Source organism: Tomitella gaofuii, from assembly GCF_014126825.1.
Lineage (GTDB): Bacteria > Actinomycetota > Actinomycetes > Mycobacteriales > Mycobacteriaceae > Tomitella > Tomitella gaofuii.
Genome location: NZ_CP059900.1, coordinates 3,041,918 through 3,055,439, shown reverse-complemented (window position 1 = coordinate 3,055,439; position 13,522 = coordinate 3,041,918). Strand labels below are relative to the sequence as shown.

13 protein-coding genes, 2 tRNA genes and 1 pseudogene are annotated in these 13,522 nt (G+C 65.4%); 8 read left to right on the top strand and 8 right to left on the bottom strand.

Features of this window, described 5'->3' with window-relative positions:
• The first annotated feature begins 611 nt into the window (after positions 1-611).
• From H4F70_RS14110 to H4F70_RS14100, 3 genes are all read left to right on the top strand, one after another.
• The gene (locus H4F70_RS14110) at positions 612-983 is read left to right on the top strand and encodes a TIR domain-containing protein (protein ID WP_182357619.1); all 372 of its coding nucleotides are present in this window, start codon (positions 612-614) and stop codon (positions 981-983) included.
• Between the two features lie 11 nt (positions 984-994).
• The gene (locus H4F70_RS14105) at positions 995-1,975 is read left to right on the top strand and encodes a caspase family protein (protein ID WP_182357618.1); all 981 of its coding nucleotides are present in this window, start codon (positions 995-997) and stop codon (positions 1,973-1,975) included.
• A gap of 135 nt (positions 1,976-2,110) precedes the next feature.
• On the top strand, positions 2,111-4,090 hold the full coding sequence (locus H4F70_RS14100) for a hypothetical protein (RefSeq protein ID WP_235681119.1): 1,980 nt from the start codon (positions 2,111-2,113) through the stop codon (positions 4,088-4,090).
• Between the two features lie 146 nt (positions 4,091-4,236).
• On the opposite strand, the gene H4F70_RS20230 is transcribed toward H4F70_RS14100, so the two are convergent.
• The 4 genes and pseudogenes from H4F70_RS20230 to H4F70_RS14090 all read right to left on the bottom strand — a co-directional run.
• Complete coding sequence (locus H4F70_RS20230; RefSeq protein WP_220471712.1) at positions 4,237-4,599, bottom strand: hypothetical protein; 363 nt, start codon at positions 4,597-4,599, stop codon at positions 4,237-4,239.
• The gene (locus H4F70_RS21210) at positions 4,509-5,099 is read right to left on the bottom strand and encodes an ISAs1 family transposase (protein ID WP_372497600.1); all 591 of its coding nucleotides are present in this window, start codon (positions 5,097-5,099) and stop codon (positions 4,509-4,511) included. The genes H4F70_RS20230 and H4F70_RS21210 overlap by 91 nt, the downstream gene beginning before the upstream one ends.
• A 72-nt stretch (positions 5,100-5,171) precedes the next feature.
• A complete protein-coding gene (locus H4F70_RS20220) occupies positions 5,172-5,360 on the bottom strand; it encodes a transposase family protein (protein ID WP_220471711.1) in 189 nt (62 codons plus the stop codon).
• A gap of 85 nt (positions 5,361-5,445) precedes the next feature.
• Positions 5,446-6,132, bottom strand: a pseudogene (locus H4F70_RS14090) (ATP-binding protein); the annotation flags it as partial.
• 200 nt (positions 6,133-6,332) lie between these two features.
• On the opposite strand from H4F70_RS14090, the gene H4F70_RS20845 reads away from it, so the two are divergent.
• Positions 6,333-6,464 (top strand): hypothetical protein, encoded by a 132-nt coding sequence (locus tag H4F70_RS20845; protein WP_268968331.1) that lies wholly within the window; start codon positions 6,333-6,335, stop codon positions 6,462-6,464.
• 185 nt (positions 6,465-6,649) lie between these two features.
• The gene (dnaG, locus tag H4F70_RS14085) at positions 6,650-8,617 is read left to right on the top strand and encodes a DNA primase (RefSeq protein ID WP_182357617.1); all 1,968 of its coding nucleotides are present in this window, start codon (positions 6,650-6,652) and stop codon (positions 8,615-8,617) included.
• A gap of 31 nt (positions 8,618-8,648) precedes the next feature.
• Here dnaG and H4F70_RS14080 read toward each other — a convergent pair whose 3' ends face one another.
• Positions 8,649-8,897, bottom strand: coding sequence for a hypothetical protein (locus tag H4F70_RS14080; protein WP_182346891.1), 249 nt, complete (start codon positions 8,895-8,897; stop codon positions 8,649-8,651).
• Positions 8,898-9,125: 228 nt separating this feature from the next.
• Between H4F70_RS14080 and H4F70_RS14075 the strand changes: the two genes are divergently transcribed.
• Together H4F70_RS14075 and H4F70_RS14070 are read left to right on the top strand one after the other, a co-directional pair.
• A tRNA-Asn gene (locus H4F70_RS14075) sits at positions 9,126-9,197 on the top strand.
• 218 nt (positions 9,198-9,415) lie between these two features.
• The gene (locus tag H4F70_RS14070; protein WP_182357616.1) at positions 9,416-9,781 is read left to right on the top strand and encodes a hypothetical protein; all 366 of its coding nucleotides are present in this window, start codon (positions 9,416-9,418) and stop codon (positions 9,779-9,781) included.
• A 25-nt stretch (positions 9,782-9,806) separates the two neighbouring features.
• Here the strand turns inward: H4F70_RS14070 and H4F70_RS14065 are convergent, their stop codons facing one another.
• The 3 genes from H4F70_RS14065 to H4F70_RS14055 all read right to left on the bottom strand — a co-directional run bounded on the left by H4F70_RS14065 (position 9,807) and on the right by H4F70_RS14055 (position 11,386).
• Complete coding sequence (locus tag H4F70_RS14065) at positions 9,807-9,986, bottom strand: hypothetical protein (protein ID WP_182357615.1); 180 nt, start codon at positions 9,984-9,986, stop codon at positions 9,807-9,809.
• A gap of 335 nt (positions 9,987-10,321) precedes the next feature.
• Complete coding sequence (locus H4F70_RS14060; RefSeq protein WP_235681117.1) at positions 10,322-11,038, bottom strand: class I SAM-dependent methyltransferase; 717 nt, start codon at positions 11,036-11,038, stop codon at positions 10,322-10,324.
• Positions 11,039-11,308: 270 nt separating this feature from the next.
• A tRNA-Ile gene (locus H4F70_RS14055) sits at positions 11,309-11,386 on the bottom strand.
• A 189-nt stretch (positions 11,387-11,575) separates the two neighbouring features.
• Here H4F70_RS14055 and H4F70_RS14050 point away from each other — a divergent pair.
• A complete protein-coding gene (locus tag H4F70_RS14050; protein ID WP_182357614.1) occupies positions 11,576-13,465 on the top strand; it encodes an MFS transporter in 1,890 nt (629 codons plus the stop codon).
• Positions 13,466-13,522 lie beyond the last annotated feature (57 nt).

Genomic DNA, 13,522 nt, shown 5'->3' with positions numbered 1-13,522 from the left:
GTGGTGTGGCCGTCCTCCGGGTGGATGTCGCGCCGGCGTCCCAGCGGATCACGATGCTTCGCGGAGGTTCGGCATCCGCGACGGTGACCTGGAACGCGCCGGGGAAGTCATGGAAGTCCCAACTCACTTGCGCGCCGGCTTCGAGCCGGCCGCGCGCCGCCGGTGGTGAAGTAGTGGGAGAGCTGCTCCGAGTCCGCCACCGACTCTTACACGCCGGCGCTCGGGCGGGCGATGAACCCCGACATACTGAACATGTGTGGGCCCAAAATGCCCCATCCGGAACTCGCCGCTGACCAGCGCAGACGACGATCCCGATGATGGGCGGAGCCGACTCGTTGAACGTGACAGCGGCAGCAGCTTTGGCGTTCTACGCTATGAGGTGACCTCAGGGTCGCATCGTGAGCCCTCGCAAGTAAATCCTTTGAAATGCGGTCACGGGGGTGGTGCTTGCGTGCAGCCTATTGCACCGCGCGATGAGGATGCATCGACGGTCGAACGTTCGATGCACTCCGGTCGGGGACGCCAAAGTGTCAGTGCTCTTCGCTAAGGTCGGGGTGAGCTTGGGTGCGACCAGCCTGTGTCGCGGCTCGAACACATGAGGAGGCCCAGACATGGCTGAGAAGAAGGTCGTATTCGTCGCATTCGCCATCGAAGACGAACGGCAGAGAGACTTCCTCAAGGGACAGTCCTTGGGCCCGCGATCACCGTACGAGTTCACGGACATGTCGGTGAAGGAACCCTATGACTCGGGCTGGAAGGACAAAGTCTGCACACGCATCCGTCGCTCCCATGGCGTGATCGCTCTCGTGAGCAAGAACTCGCTCACGTCTTCTGGGCAGAAGTGGGAGATCCAGTGCGCCAAGGAAGAGGGCAAGCCACTCCTGGGTGTATGGGCCTACTCGAACGATCGGACTTCCCTTTCTGGGGTCCGGACGGTCGTGTGGAGTGATGCGAACATCTCCGGCTTCATCGACTCGCTCTGAGGTGCGCCGACATGCGTAAAGCACTTATCGTCGGGATCGACCACTATGTTCAGATCGGCTCCCTCAATGGTGCGGTGAACGATGCCTACAGCATCAAGAACGTGCTGGACCGTCACGCGGACGGCACCCTCAATTTCACGCAGCCGTTACTGCTGACCGGCACTGGCCCAGGAGCAACCGTCACTCGCACTCAGCTGCGTGATGCCGTCGAAGACTTGTTCAAGGATGACGCGGAAATCTCGTTGTTCTACTTCTCCGGGCATGGCTACATCGACGGAGCGGGGGGCTACTTGTGCGCAAGCGACTGCGCGAATGGTCATGACGGGCTATCGCTGACCGATGTGATGACGTACGCGAATAGCTCGCCTGCGAAGAACAAAGTGATCATTCTCGACAGTTGCCACAGCGGAGTTGCGGGTGGGCATCCGGGCATCCCGCAGATTGCGGAGGTCAAGGAGGGCGTCACGATCCTGACGGCTTCGGCGGCTAATCAGTACGCCATGGAGACCGGCGGTTCGGGTGTATTCACGAGCCTCCTCGTCGACGCGCTCAACGGTGCGGCCGCCAACCTTATGGGCGAGGTGACGCCAGGTAGCGTCTACGCGCACATCGATCAGTCGCTTGGGCCTTGGGCGCAACGGCCGGTGTTCAAGACGAATGTCAAGAAGTTCGTTTCGCTCAGGTCGACAGACGCGCCGATCGAGCTGACGCAGCTTCAGAAGCTTACAGTCCTATTTGAGGAGCCGTCCACGCAACTCCGGCTCGATCCCGGTTACGAACCCGAACGGTCCGGCAAGGAACAGGCCTCGACCCCTCCACCGGACCCGGCTAAGAACGCGGACTTCGCGGTGCTGCAGGCACTAGTGAAGGTGAACCTCGTTCGCCCGGTCGGGGCGCCCCACATGTGGCACGCGGCGATGGAGTCGAAGAAATGCGAACTTACCTTTCTCGGCCAACACTACTGGGCACTCGTGAAGAAGGACCTAATCTAATGCCCTCATTTGACCGGATCCGAGGGGTCCTCGAGAGGAAACAGACGGTCGACAGGCTCGCCGCGATCGAGCACGACCGGTGGGCGCACTGGCAATGGTACGTGCTGAGCGGGTGCTGAAAGTGGAGACGTGTAGGTGAGCAACGAGGACGACAACATGCGACGCGTCCGGTTCTTCAGTGTCGACGACCTATCCGTCGGCTGGTACATCAAACGCGTCGCTGAGCTCGTAGAGCAGTTTGACCCAGAGCATGCTCCAACTGATGTCATGGACATCCTCGAACTCCACAACGTTCAGCAGTTTCTTGAGTACGACCTGATCCCGCGCGAATACACCGAGTCACAGCGCGCTGTAGCAAGTTCCCGGATCGGCCAAATCCGCAGCATCGTGGCCAGGTTCTTCTCCTCGGTAAACAATGCCAACTGTGCCGCGCTGATCGGAGGTGTTGGTCATGAGTACCACACGGTTCTTCTTGAGCTCCTCGGTCGAAACAAGGCGTTTGAGTGCTGTGACGCTACCACGATGCTGCAAGTGCTTGATCAGGCTGGCGTCCACTTAGGCGAATTGCTGGCATGCAAGAGACTCGTGGAGGCGTACGATGCCGAAGTCCGCGATTTGTTACTTGCCGCGCCGAAAAACGCCGAATATGTGGTCCGCAAGTACCTCCAGAGGGATGTTCGTGACGAGGTGTATCTTCCCCGCAGTCTTACTCAGGAAGATGCAGGTGCCCTCCTTGTGCGGTACGTCGATAGCGCGGACGCCAATCTCAACTATATACGCCTGATCGAGTCCGCGCCCGTTAAAGCAGATACTGGCATTGACGCCAAGCTTAAGCTGCGGGCGAAGCGCCGAAACGTCGAAATGACTGAGAGTTTCTTTGAGAGCAATCCTGGGCTCAAGACCGGAATCGAGGTGAAGCTGTCCGACATCCAGGACGAGCCCGTGATATTCGAGATTGATGAGTCCGACGGGATCATAACTCGTTTTACGTACAGCAGTCGGTGGCTGGACGAGACACTAGACAACCCGAGTTTTCTCAACAATTTCCAGCATCTCTTCGAGTTCGCGGACCGGCAGGTGCTCCTCACCTTTCCAGCTTACCGGGCACAGTTGGGGGTTTTTGAGCGGATCATCGGGGTTAATGGCAGGACCCACTATCAGGTGGGTGCAGGTTTTCATGCAGTCGATACAAGCAGTCGCCTTCAGATATTACTGTACCGGCACTACCTGGAGAGAAAGGGCAAGGACCTCGAGGAAGTTATCTCCTGGTTCTTTGAGAATTATCTCGTCAACGAGTTCCACGCCCACAACTTCTCGTTTCGACCCTCGAGTCGCAGTGCCAGCTACCTGGAACGCGTTCGGCACCTATTCTCCGAAATGGAAAGTGTCGTGGCGCAGTTCAGTCTTTGGGTCGAGAATGGAGAACTCGATCCGGAGCTGCTTGCGATCACCTCAGATCAGGTTCGCTACAAGCAAGTCCCCAGCTTGCTACCTGGAAAGTATGTCTATTCCACCCAGTGCCCGGACATTGCCGGCATCCTGGATGCGTTGTTCTCGGATCAGTCGCCGCTGGCGTACGTCAGTGACGAGTTCACGGGCGACAACGCTGCTGAACTGCTCCTGAAAAACGAAGTCTCTTACGATGACTACCACGAGCACCAGAGACCCGCCATTGATCGGTTGTTTGCGCTTGGCATCCTTAAGGACGCGGGAGGTCGTGTGCAGATCGCGAATGCAGAACAGTTCCTCATTCTCGAATCATTGTTTCTGACTGAAGCCTGCAGTTACTACCATCTATCAGCCTACGGGCGCTCGGAAGTCGAGGCCATGGTGCAGCGTGGCTGGGTAGAGCGTCGTACCTCATTGCTTACGGACGCTGAGGGGCGGTATTTCAACTATTTCCTGAACAAAGTGGACTTCAGCAATGGGCCGGAGTTGCGGAACAAGTATCTCCATGGTTCACAGGCCAATGGGGAGGGGGAGGAACGGCACTTCCATGCCCACATTATCGCACTCCGGCTGATGATCGCCCTCGTCATCAAGCTGAACGATGACTTCTGTCTATTGGCGCAGGAGCAGTCAAATTCGGCGGCGACGAAGAAGCTCAGCGAATGATCCGTGGCCCGGTGTTTAGTCGGTGCGTTTGGTGGCGCGCGTGTAATGATCTGGTAGCGCGGGCGTGGGTCCGGGTAGCGGCCACTGCACCCGCGCTGTCGGTCATACGGTGTCGGCCCGGTGGGCCCCGGAATAGTCGGGTTTGGTCAGGTCAGCGCCAGTGTGAGTGCGTCGTCGGGCCATCGGGCGTGGTGTCGTAGCCCGGCTGCGATGTTGCTCCAGCCGCCAATGCGCAGCATGCTGACGGCGAGGTTGCGGCAGGAGGCCACGACCCGGGGCGTCTGTCCGGTGCGCACTTGGGAGAGGTATTCACCGAAGGTGACGTCGCGAACATGGTGCAGCGCCTCGATACCCCAATGCCCGCGGACCCACGCGGCCAGCACCCCCGGCGGAGCTACGGCATGGTCGGCCGATGTGATCAGGTAGACGACCTCGATCGACTTCGTGCCACGGCCGGTGACGGTACCACGCAGCTGGGCCACCTGCGCGGCTTCGCGAGAACGATCCACGCGGGGACGTCGGCGACCTTGATTGTGCGGGTGACGCGCCGGCCGCAGCCTGTGCTGGTGGTCCGGGTCGCGGGAACGTGTTTCCAGGGCAGTGCCGCCGTGTTGCGATGAGGCGTGGGCGTGTTCCTTTTGACCGTCAGCACATAATCACCTCCAGCGGAGGTGATCTGCGCGGCGGTCGCGGTCTGTGTGTGGAGTGCATCGAGCGTGACCGTGACCCCGTGAAGGTTGAACTGGGCGAGCAGGGTTCGCGCTGCGGGGATCTCGTTGCTCTTGGCGTCGACGGCGACCTGGCCGAGTACGACCCCGGCGTCGTGGTCGAACGCGGCGACCAGGTGCGGGGCACGCCCGTCCGTTTTGCGGTCGCGGGCGCCGCGGACGGTCTTGCCGTCCAGGGCGATCACGCGGCGCCCGCCGGTATGGAAGGTGCGTGTACATAGCCATACGCCGACCGCGGAGTCGAGGGCGTCGCCGTCGAGGCGGGCGGATAGTTTGCGCAGCGTCGACTCGTCCGGGATGGTCGTCCTGCCCAGGTCGAATGCGTCGAGATGTTCGGAGGTCGCCGCGGCGGCCTACTGGCCGATCGCGGCGAACGAGCGGGCACCGGCAATCGTGGCCGCCACCGCGAGCGCCAGCACCCCGGCGAGCGGGTAGCGGATACCGCGCCTGTCACGCGGGTCAGGGACGGCCGCGAGAACCTCGAGCAGACGCTCGCGGCGAGTCGGTGTCGCGGTGTTGAGCGGCGTGGGCGATGATGTCATGCGGACGTGACCTCGGGCTTGGTGGATTGGTGTCGCAACCCCCATCCAATCCCGTAGGTCACATCCTTCCCAGCGGCCACGCAGTTCACGCCACAGCGAAGTTCGAGGTCGCAGCGCCGCTACCCGACCTTTCCGGGGCCCTGGCCCGGTGGGTGTGTAGGCGCATGTTGGGGCCGTCGAGCTGGACGAGTTCGGCGGTCGAGACGATGCGATTGAGGATCGACTCGGCGATCACGGCGTCGTGCAGCGACCGGTACCAGTCCTCGGGATCGAACTGGCTGGTCACGACGGTCGATCCGCTGCCTTCTCGTGCGGCAAGGATGTTCAGCAACTCGGCGGGGGTTTCCCCGGTGATGGAGGTCGTCAGAAAGTCGTCGAGGACGAGAACATCGCAGGCGTGCAGCGTGTCAAGGAACCGCAGCCGGTGGGCGTCTTTACGGTGGTAGACAGCGAGTTGGTTCGCCAGGTCGTCGAGCCGGAAGTACTTCACGGTGTAGTCGCGCCGGCATGCGGCGTTTACGAGTGCCTGGGCGAGGTAGGACTTTCCGACACTGGACTTGCCGAGGACCACCAGGTTGCCGGCCTGCTCGATCCACCGGCACGCGGCCAGCCGGGCGACGACGTCACGGCTCAGCGTCCGCCCGTCGATGTAGTGGATGTCCTCGATGCACGCGGCCGGATTCGGGGTGCGCGACGCTGCGAAGAGCTTGTGTACTCGCCGTTCGGCACGGGCGGTGGTCTCGGTGTCGGGAGCGTGCCGGATCTTCTGGGAGAACGTCCACTGGTCTTATGCGGGATCGTTCGCGATGTCGATGACCGCTTCACCGAACGCGGTCATCCGCAGCCGGGTGAACAGGGGCATGTCGTCGGCGGTCAAGTGCTGATCAGGCATCGCCGGCTACCTTCTGCGCATCGGAACCGGTCAGTGCGTCGAGGCTGAACGCGCCCGCCCCGGCGAGATGGGCGCGGCTGGTGTCCCGGACAGTCGAAGGGCCGGCGCCGCTCGACACTCCCGGGGCAGCGGCGCTGGTGCTGGTGGTGGCGGAGCGCGCCGACAGCGAGGCACTCACCGACGATACCGACCCCGCGGCGATCGCCGCCTGACTCCCACGCGACCAGCAGGAAACCTGGCAACACCGTGATACACCACTCAAGAAGCCTTGACCGCGCCCGGTCCGAGCTCCGTTTCCCGCGGGCAGGGCGTGCATGAACCTGCGCCTTGGATGCGCGGAATGCCGGGCGGTTCGGGGCGGCCGACAGGCAGGGACGCCGATGCCTACACTGCACGTGTGGCCGGCCGAATCCCTGAACGTGACATCGCAGCGATCCGAGAGCGCGTCCGCATCGAGGACATCGTCGGCGAGTACGTGGCGCTGCGCAGGGGCGGCGCCGATTCGATGAAGGGCCTGTGCCCGTTCCACGACGAGAAGACCCCGTCGTTCCACGTGCGCCCCAACCACGGCCACTTCCACTGCTTCGGGTGCGGGGAGGGCGGCGACGTCTTCAGCTTCCTGCAGAAGATCGAGCACATCGGATTCGTCGAGGCCGTCGAGCAGATGGCCGACAAGACCGGCTACCAGATCAATTACGAGGGTGGCGGCACGGCGATCCGCCGGGACCGCGGAACGCGCGCGCGGCTGGTCGCCGCCAACGCCGCGGCGCAGGAGTTCTATGCCGAACGTCTCGCGCAGCCGGACGCGGAGGCGGCGCGCGCCTACCTGAGCGAACGCGACTTCGACGCGGAGGCCGCGCGGATGTTCGGCTGCGGGTATGCGCCGGCGGGGTGGGACACGCTGACCAAGCACCTGCTGAGCAAGGGGTTCGAATTCAAGGAGCTCGAGGCCGCGGGGCTGTCCCGCCAGGGCAAGCGCGGGCCGATGGACCGGTTCCACCGCCGGCTGCTGTGGCCCATCCGCAGCCTGACGGGCGACGTCATCGGGTTCGGCGCGCGCCGGTTGCACGAGGACGACCCCATCCAGGCCAAGTACGTCAACACGCCGGAGACGCTGCTGTACAAGAAGTCGCAGGTGCTCTTCGGGCTGGACCTGGCCAAGCGGGAGATCGCCAAGCGGCACCAGGCCGTCATCGTCGAGGGGTACACCGACGTGATGGCGATGCACCTGGCGGGCGTGCCCACGGCGGTGGCCGCGTGCGGCACGGCCTTCGGCGGCGACCACCTGACCCTGCTGCGCAGGCTGCTGCTGGACGACAGCTACTTCCGCGGCGAGATCATCTACACCTTCGACGGCGACAGTGCGGGGCAGGCCGCGGCGCTCAAGGCGTTCGACGGCGACCAGAAGGTCACCGCCCAGACGTTCGTGTCCATCGCGCCGGACGGGCAGGACCCGTGCGAGCTGCGCATCGCCGACGGCGACGTCGCGGTGCGCGACCTCATCGCGCGCCGGGTGCCCATGTTCGAGTTCGCGATCCGGTCGATCATCGCCGGCATCGACCTGGACACGGAGGAGGGCAGGGTCGAGGCGCTGCGCAGGTCGGTGCCGATCGTCGCCCGCATCAAGGATCCTGCCCTGCGCGACGGCTACGCCACACGCCTCGCGGACCACTGGGTGGGCTGGCCGAACATCCCGCAGGTGGTGCGCCGGGTGCGCGAGGAGTCGCGCCGCGGCGGGCGGCGCGGGTCCGCGGGGACGGCGCGTCCGGGCCGGCCGGGTGCGGAGGACGAGCAGTCGCAGGAGGCGCCCGCCGTGCCGCGGCCGGACCGCCGCGACCCGGCGCTGTGGCCGCAGCGCGAATCCCTCAAATCCGCGCTCCAGGAGCCGGGCATCGCCGGGGCGGTGTTCGATTCGCTCCCCCCGGACAGCTTCACGCACCCGGCGTACGCCACGGTCCGGGCGGCGATCGAGGCGGCCGGCGGCACGGCGGCCGGGCTCGGCGGCGGGCAGTGGGTGGAGGCGGTGTCCGTCGCGGGTGAGGGCCTCGTCGGCGGTCCCGGCGACGGGACGCCGCGGATGACCGGCGCACAGGTGCGTTCGCTGGTCTCCGAGCTGGCGGTGGAGGACATGCAGGTGGCGGAGGCGGACGTGCCCCGCTACATCGGCGGCGTGCTGGCTCGGTTGCAGGAGGTATGGGTGGGCGAGCAGATCGCCGACCTCAAGTCCAAGCTGCAGCGCATGTCCCCGGCCGAGGACGCCGACGGGTATCGGGCGCTGTTCGGCGATCTGGTGGCACTGGAGCAGTACCGGCGGGGGCTGCTGGACCAGGCGGTGGGGGCGCGCGACGACGTGCCCATCGGCTGACCGGGCTGCCCGCTGACCGCGCCGCCTGCTGTCAGCGGCGCTGCTCCTCCGCTTCCGGGATGTACACCGAGGTTTCGTCGTCGATCGACTCGATCCTCGTGAACCGCGGCTCGGTGCTCAGCGCCTCCGACAGCCGCTGACGTCCGGCGTCGAGGGCGGTGCGCGTGGCGGGGCTTTCCGCGATGGCCTTGGCCGCACGGCTGATCTGCTCGTAGCGGCGCCGTCCGGCCTTGGTGCCCAGCACATAGCCGGCGCCCGCCGCGAACACGATCCCGATCATCGGCTCTCCTCCGTCGACGCGGTCCGTCCGCCTGCGCGGCGGCCGGCTCCCCAGGTTCGGGCACAAGGCCCGGGCCCATACTTCCAGCAAGGATAGTGGGTGCCGGAGCCGGACGCCGCTCGCCGCACCGGACGGGATCCGGGTGGAGGGCGGGGGCGATTTGGCATGCCGGGTGTGGTGTGCGCTAGAGTCTGACATCGGCGCGGGCACCGCCTGTCGCCGGTGTGATCCCCCGTAGCTCAATGGCAGAGCATTCGACTGTTAATCGAAGGGTTACTGGTTCGAGTCCAGTCGGGGGAGCAAGCATAATCTCAGGTCAGGCACCCTTTCGAGGGTGCCTTTCTTGCGCTTTCGCCACCCAAGCGGCACTAGGGATGGGGCGGAAGGATGGAATGCCGGCCGGCGGCCGCAGTTTCACGCGACAATGCGCCCAGGTGGTTCCGGGGTCCGGCACCGGCACCCGTGCGCGTCATTCCGATGGGGCTCCCATGCGCCGCCTCCGGGTTAGCATCCGGGACGTGACTGCCACCATCCTTGTCGTCGTAGCCGCACTCGTGATCATCGTGTCCTGGGCAGCCATCTACAGGTCACGGGGCACCGTGACCAGCGCTGGCGGACAAGTCGTCACCACACCGGAGCTCGAATTCAGCTGGTATGCGAGCTTCGTGCCATATGCGGCAGGCGTGATTGCGGCTCTGATCGCCTGGCTCGTGGTGCCTGACCTGGATACATGGGGCATTTACGGACACCCGTCTATATTCGCAGTCGCAACAACATTCGTGTCGTTGGCCTTCGTCCGCGAGCGCATATCGAAACCGGTGCAGACGGTCGTCTGGTCTGTAATGGTGGCGGCGTGCAGCGCGGCCACGATCGTGACCTGGTGACAGCAACCGCTGCAGCCCCGGCCGGCTACAGGTCTGTTTCGCGTGTGCGCTGCCGCGCGGTCCACACGTTGGCGCCGGCGAGTGCCACCCACGATGCGGTCCACGCGCCCGTCTCCCAGGGGGATCGGCCGTTCACGACGCCGAGCCCGATGCCGACGGCCAGTCCGCCGAGTCCAACCACGCTGAGCACGTTGTGCCTGTTCATTGCCCCGGCCCTCCGATAGTGGTGATGCGGGCGCCACCGTCCTAGGTCGCCGCATTTTCTCGAACCGTACGGGGCGGGACTGACAACAATAGGAGCATCAAGTCGACGCGCGTCGGACCATCGCACGATCCGGGGGTGTGCCGGTCGTGGAGACCTTCACGACACCGTCCGGCTGGAAGCCGATTGGCCACACCGACGCCGTGGGTCGCCAGGATGCCTGTGATGCCGTCGAGTACCGCTACTTCGACCTCGACGGCATTCAAGTCCGCGCCCAGCTTCAATCCGTCACCGGAGACAAGCCGGATAACGGCGCCGCGAGGCGCGCGCTGCGTGCGCTACTCGTGCAAGGTATCGCGTATCCGCACGGCCACCTGCTGGCCCCGGCTGTTGTAGGCGAGGTAGTCGAATCCCACGCCGGTGCGTGCGACGAACTCCGAGAACGCCTTGTGTTCGTGGGCCTGCCAGCCCGGATAGTTGAAGTACTCGTCGAACACCAGCACCGTCCCGGGGACTATCCGGTCCGCGAAAGCGCTCAACACCGTGGCGGTGGAGCTGTAGAGGTCCGCGTCCAAGTGCAGGAACGCGGCCGGGCCCGGCGTCTCGGCCAGAAACGGTGCGACGGTGTTCTCGAACCACCCGACGTGCAGCGTCGCATCGTCGACCTGCGGGATGCGGTCGACTGCGAAGGTGCCGCGGCGGTACGGACCGCGCCAGTCCTCGGGTAATCCCTCGAACGAGTCGAACCCGTGTGCGCCTGGGCGCCGCGCGGCGATGCGTCGCAGCGTCGCCCCCGAGTACACGCCGAACTCTGCCACCAGGCCGGTTGCGGGCGCGCAGGAGAGCGCATGGTTCAGCACTCCCAGGGGAGTCCGGAAGCGGCGCGCCCTGGACATCGAGGCAATAAGCTGCACGCTGCTGCTCCTGCTCTCCGTGGTGGGCCATTGTGTGGTCCGATGCAGGTCGAACGGGGTGTTCAGGGCGGAGAGCGCGGCATGCTTCGCCTCCAGCGGGATTTGCCCGCGGAACCGGGCCGCAAGGGACTGCCTTGCCAACAGGCACCTCCTGATTCCGGATACCGTCTCCCTTCACACACCGCCGGGCATGTGCGGGTGCCGGGAGAATCTGTGCGCGCGGGAGTGGGGCCGACCGGCGTAGGGGCTGCTGCGCGGGAGCCGGCCTCCGCGACTGTGTTCCACGCTACGGATCCGTCGACGTTCTCGCCGTGACAGGAAGGCGCCAGAACGGAGGTGGGAACACGCTGCGGCGCACGTGCCTTCAGGCATGCGTGTGGGTTCGACCGTGTGGAGGGAAAATCGATCCGATGGTGGGGCAGGTGGGGCTCGAACCCACGACCTGACGGATTATGAGTCCGCTGCTCTGACCAGCTGAGCTACTGCCCCCGACGCGTGCAGCATCACAGTACAAGACGGCCACCGGCGGTCGGCCACGGGTGCGAAGCGCCCGCATCCGGACGTCCGGGTGTCGCCACCACACCCGATTCGCGAGATACTTAGGTGCACGATGCATTGAGTGCGGACTACCGTGGGCCCGGCCCCGAGACCACGAAAGTCGATAGAGGAAGGTCGGGCATGACGGCTCCGACACGGCAGACACGCAGACACGCCCGCGCTGAACGCGACACAGGCAAGCCGCACTACAAGTGGATCGTCCTGTCGAACACGACGCTCGGCAGCCTGATCGCCACCATCAACTCGTCGATCCTGCTGATCGCCCTGCCGGACATCTTCCGCGGGCTGGGCGTGAATCCGCTGGAACCGGGCAACACCAGCCTGCTGCTGTGGCTGATCATGGGCTACCTCGTGGTGACGGCCGTGCTGGTGGTCAGCTTCGGCCGCCTGGGCGACATGTTCGGCCGCGTGCGGATGTACAACGCGGGGTTCGCGGTGTTCACGCTGTTCTCGGTGATGCTCTCGGTCACCTGGATGGGCGGCACGGCGGGGGCGTGGTGGCTGATCGTCATGCGCGTGCTGCAGGGGGTCGGCGGTGCGATGCTCATGGCGAACTCGTCCGCGATCATCACCGACGTGTTCCCCACCAACCAGCGCGGCCTGGCGCTGGGCCTCAACGCGGTCACCGCCATCGCCGGCTCGTTCATCGGGCTCGTCCTGGGCGGGGTGCTGGCCCCGATCAGCTGGCGCCTGGTGTTCCTCGTATCCGTGCCCATCGGCCTGTTCGGCACGGTGTGGGCCTATCTGCGGCTGCACGACACCGGCATCCGTCAGCGCACCAAGCTCGACCCGTGGGGCAACCTGACGTTCGCGGTGGGCCTGATCGCCGTGCTCGTCGGCATCACCTACGGCATCCAGCCGTACGCCGGGCACACGATGGGGTGGTCCAACCCGTGGGTGCTCACGGCCCTGATCGGCGGGGGCGTCGTCCTGGGGATCTTCTGCCTCGTCGAGACGAAGGTGGAGGAGCCGATGTTCCGGCTCGGCCTGTTCCGCATCCGCGCGTTCACCGCCGGCAACCTGGCCAGCCTGCTGTCCGCCCTGGGGCGCGGCGGCTTGATGTTCATCCTCATCATCTGGCTGCAGGGCATCTGGCTGCCGCAGCACGGATACAGTTTCGAGTCGACGCCGCTGTGGGCGGGCATCTACATGGTCCCCATGACGATCGGCTTCCTGGTGGCGGGACCGGTATCCGGATGGCTCAGCGACCGCTTCGGCGCCCGCCTTTTCGCCACCGGCGGCATGGTCATCGCCGCCGCCACCTTCGTGCTGCTCATGGTGTTGCCGGTGGACTTCGTCTACTGGCAGTTCGCTCTCATCCTGCTGGTGAACGGGCTGGGCATGGGCCTTTTCGCGGCGCCGAACCGGGCCGGCATCATGAACAGCCTTCCGCCGAACCGCCGCGGTGTGGGCGCCGGAATGTCCACGACGTTCCAGAACGCCGCCATGGTGCTCTCGATCGGCATCTTCTTCAGCCTCATCATCACCGGGCTGTCGCATTCTCTTCCGGACACGCTGTCTTCCGGCCTGATCGCCCAAGGCGTCCCGGCCGTCAAAGCGGACCAGATCGCGGCCCTGCCGCCGGTGGCGGTGCTGTTCGCCTCGCTGCTCGGGTACAACCCCATCGGCTCGCTCCTGGGCGGTGACGTGCTCGCGCAGTTGCCGCCGGGGCACGCCGACTACTTGACGGGGCGCAGCTTCTTCCCGCAGCTCATCTCCGGCCCGTTCGCCGACGGCCTCGCAGTGGCGTTCGGATTCGCGATCGTCGCCTGCCTGATCGCCGCCGTCGCCTCGTGGCTGCGCGGCGGACAGTACGTCTACTCGGAGCCGAAGGTGGAGACGATGCTTCCCGCCCGTTCCGACGTACCGGAGGACGCCGTCGGCCAAGACCGAGCCGTGGAGGCCGCAGACCCCGACACCTGGACGTCCGTGGCCGACGGCGTGGCTGCGACGCCGTCCCCGGGGGCGGCCCGTGACTCTCCCGCGACGCACTCATCTCCTACGCTGTGACTGTGGAGCGACTCGATCGGGACAATCGGCATGCGGGCGGCGGAGCCGTGGGCGCGC

Coding starts and splice junctions, on each gene's coding strand:
- H4F70_RS14110 (WP_182357619.1), top strand. CDS start 612: ATGGCTGAGAAGAAGGTCGTATTCGTCGCATTCGCCATCGAAGACGAA.
- H4F70_RS14105 (WP_182357618.1), top strand. CDS start 995: ATGCGTAAAGCACTTATCGTCGGGATCGACCACTATGTTCAGATCGGC.
- H4F70_RS20220 (WP_220471711.1), bottom strand. CDS start 5,360: ATGACATCATCGCCCACGCCGCTCAACACCGCGACACCGACTCGCCGC.
- H4F70_RS14080 (WP_182346891.1), bottom strand. CDS start 8,897: ATGATCGGGATCGTGTTCGCGGCGGGCGCCGGCTATGTGCTGGGCACC.
- H4F70_RS14065 (WP_182357615.1), bottom strand. CDS start 9,986: ATGAACAGGCACAACGTGCTCAGCGTGGTTGGACTCGGCGGACTGGCC.
- H4F70_RS14050 (WP_182357614.1), top strand. CDS start 11,576: ATGACGGCTCCGACACGGCAGACACGCAGACACGCCCGCGCTGAACGC.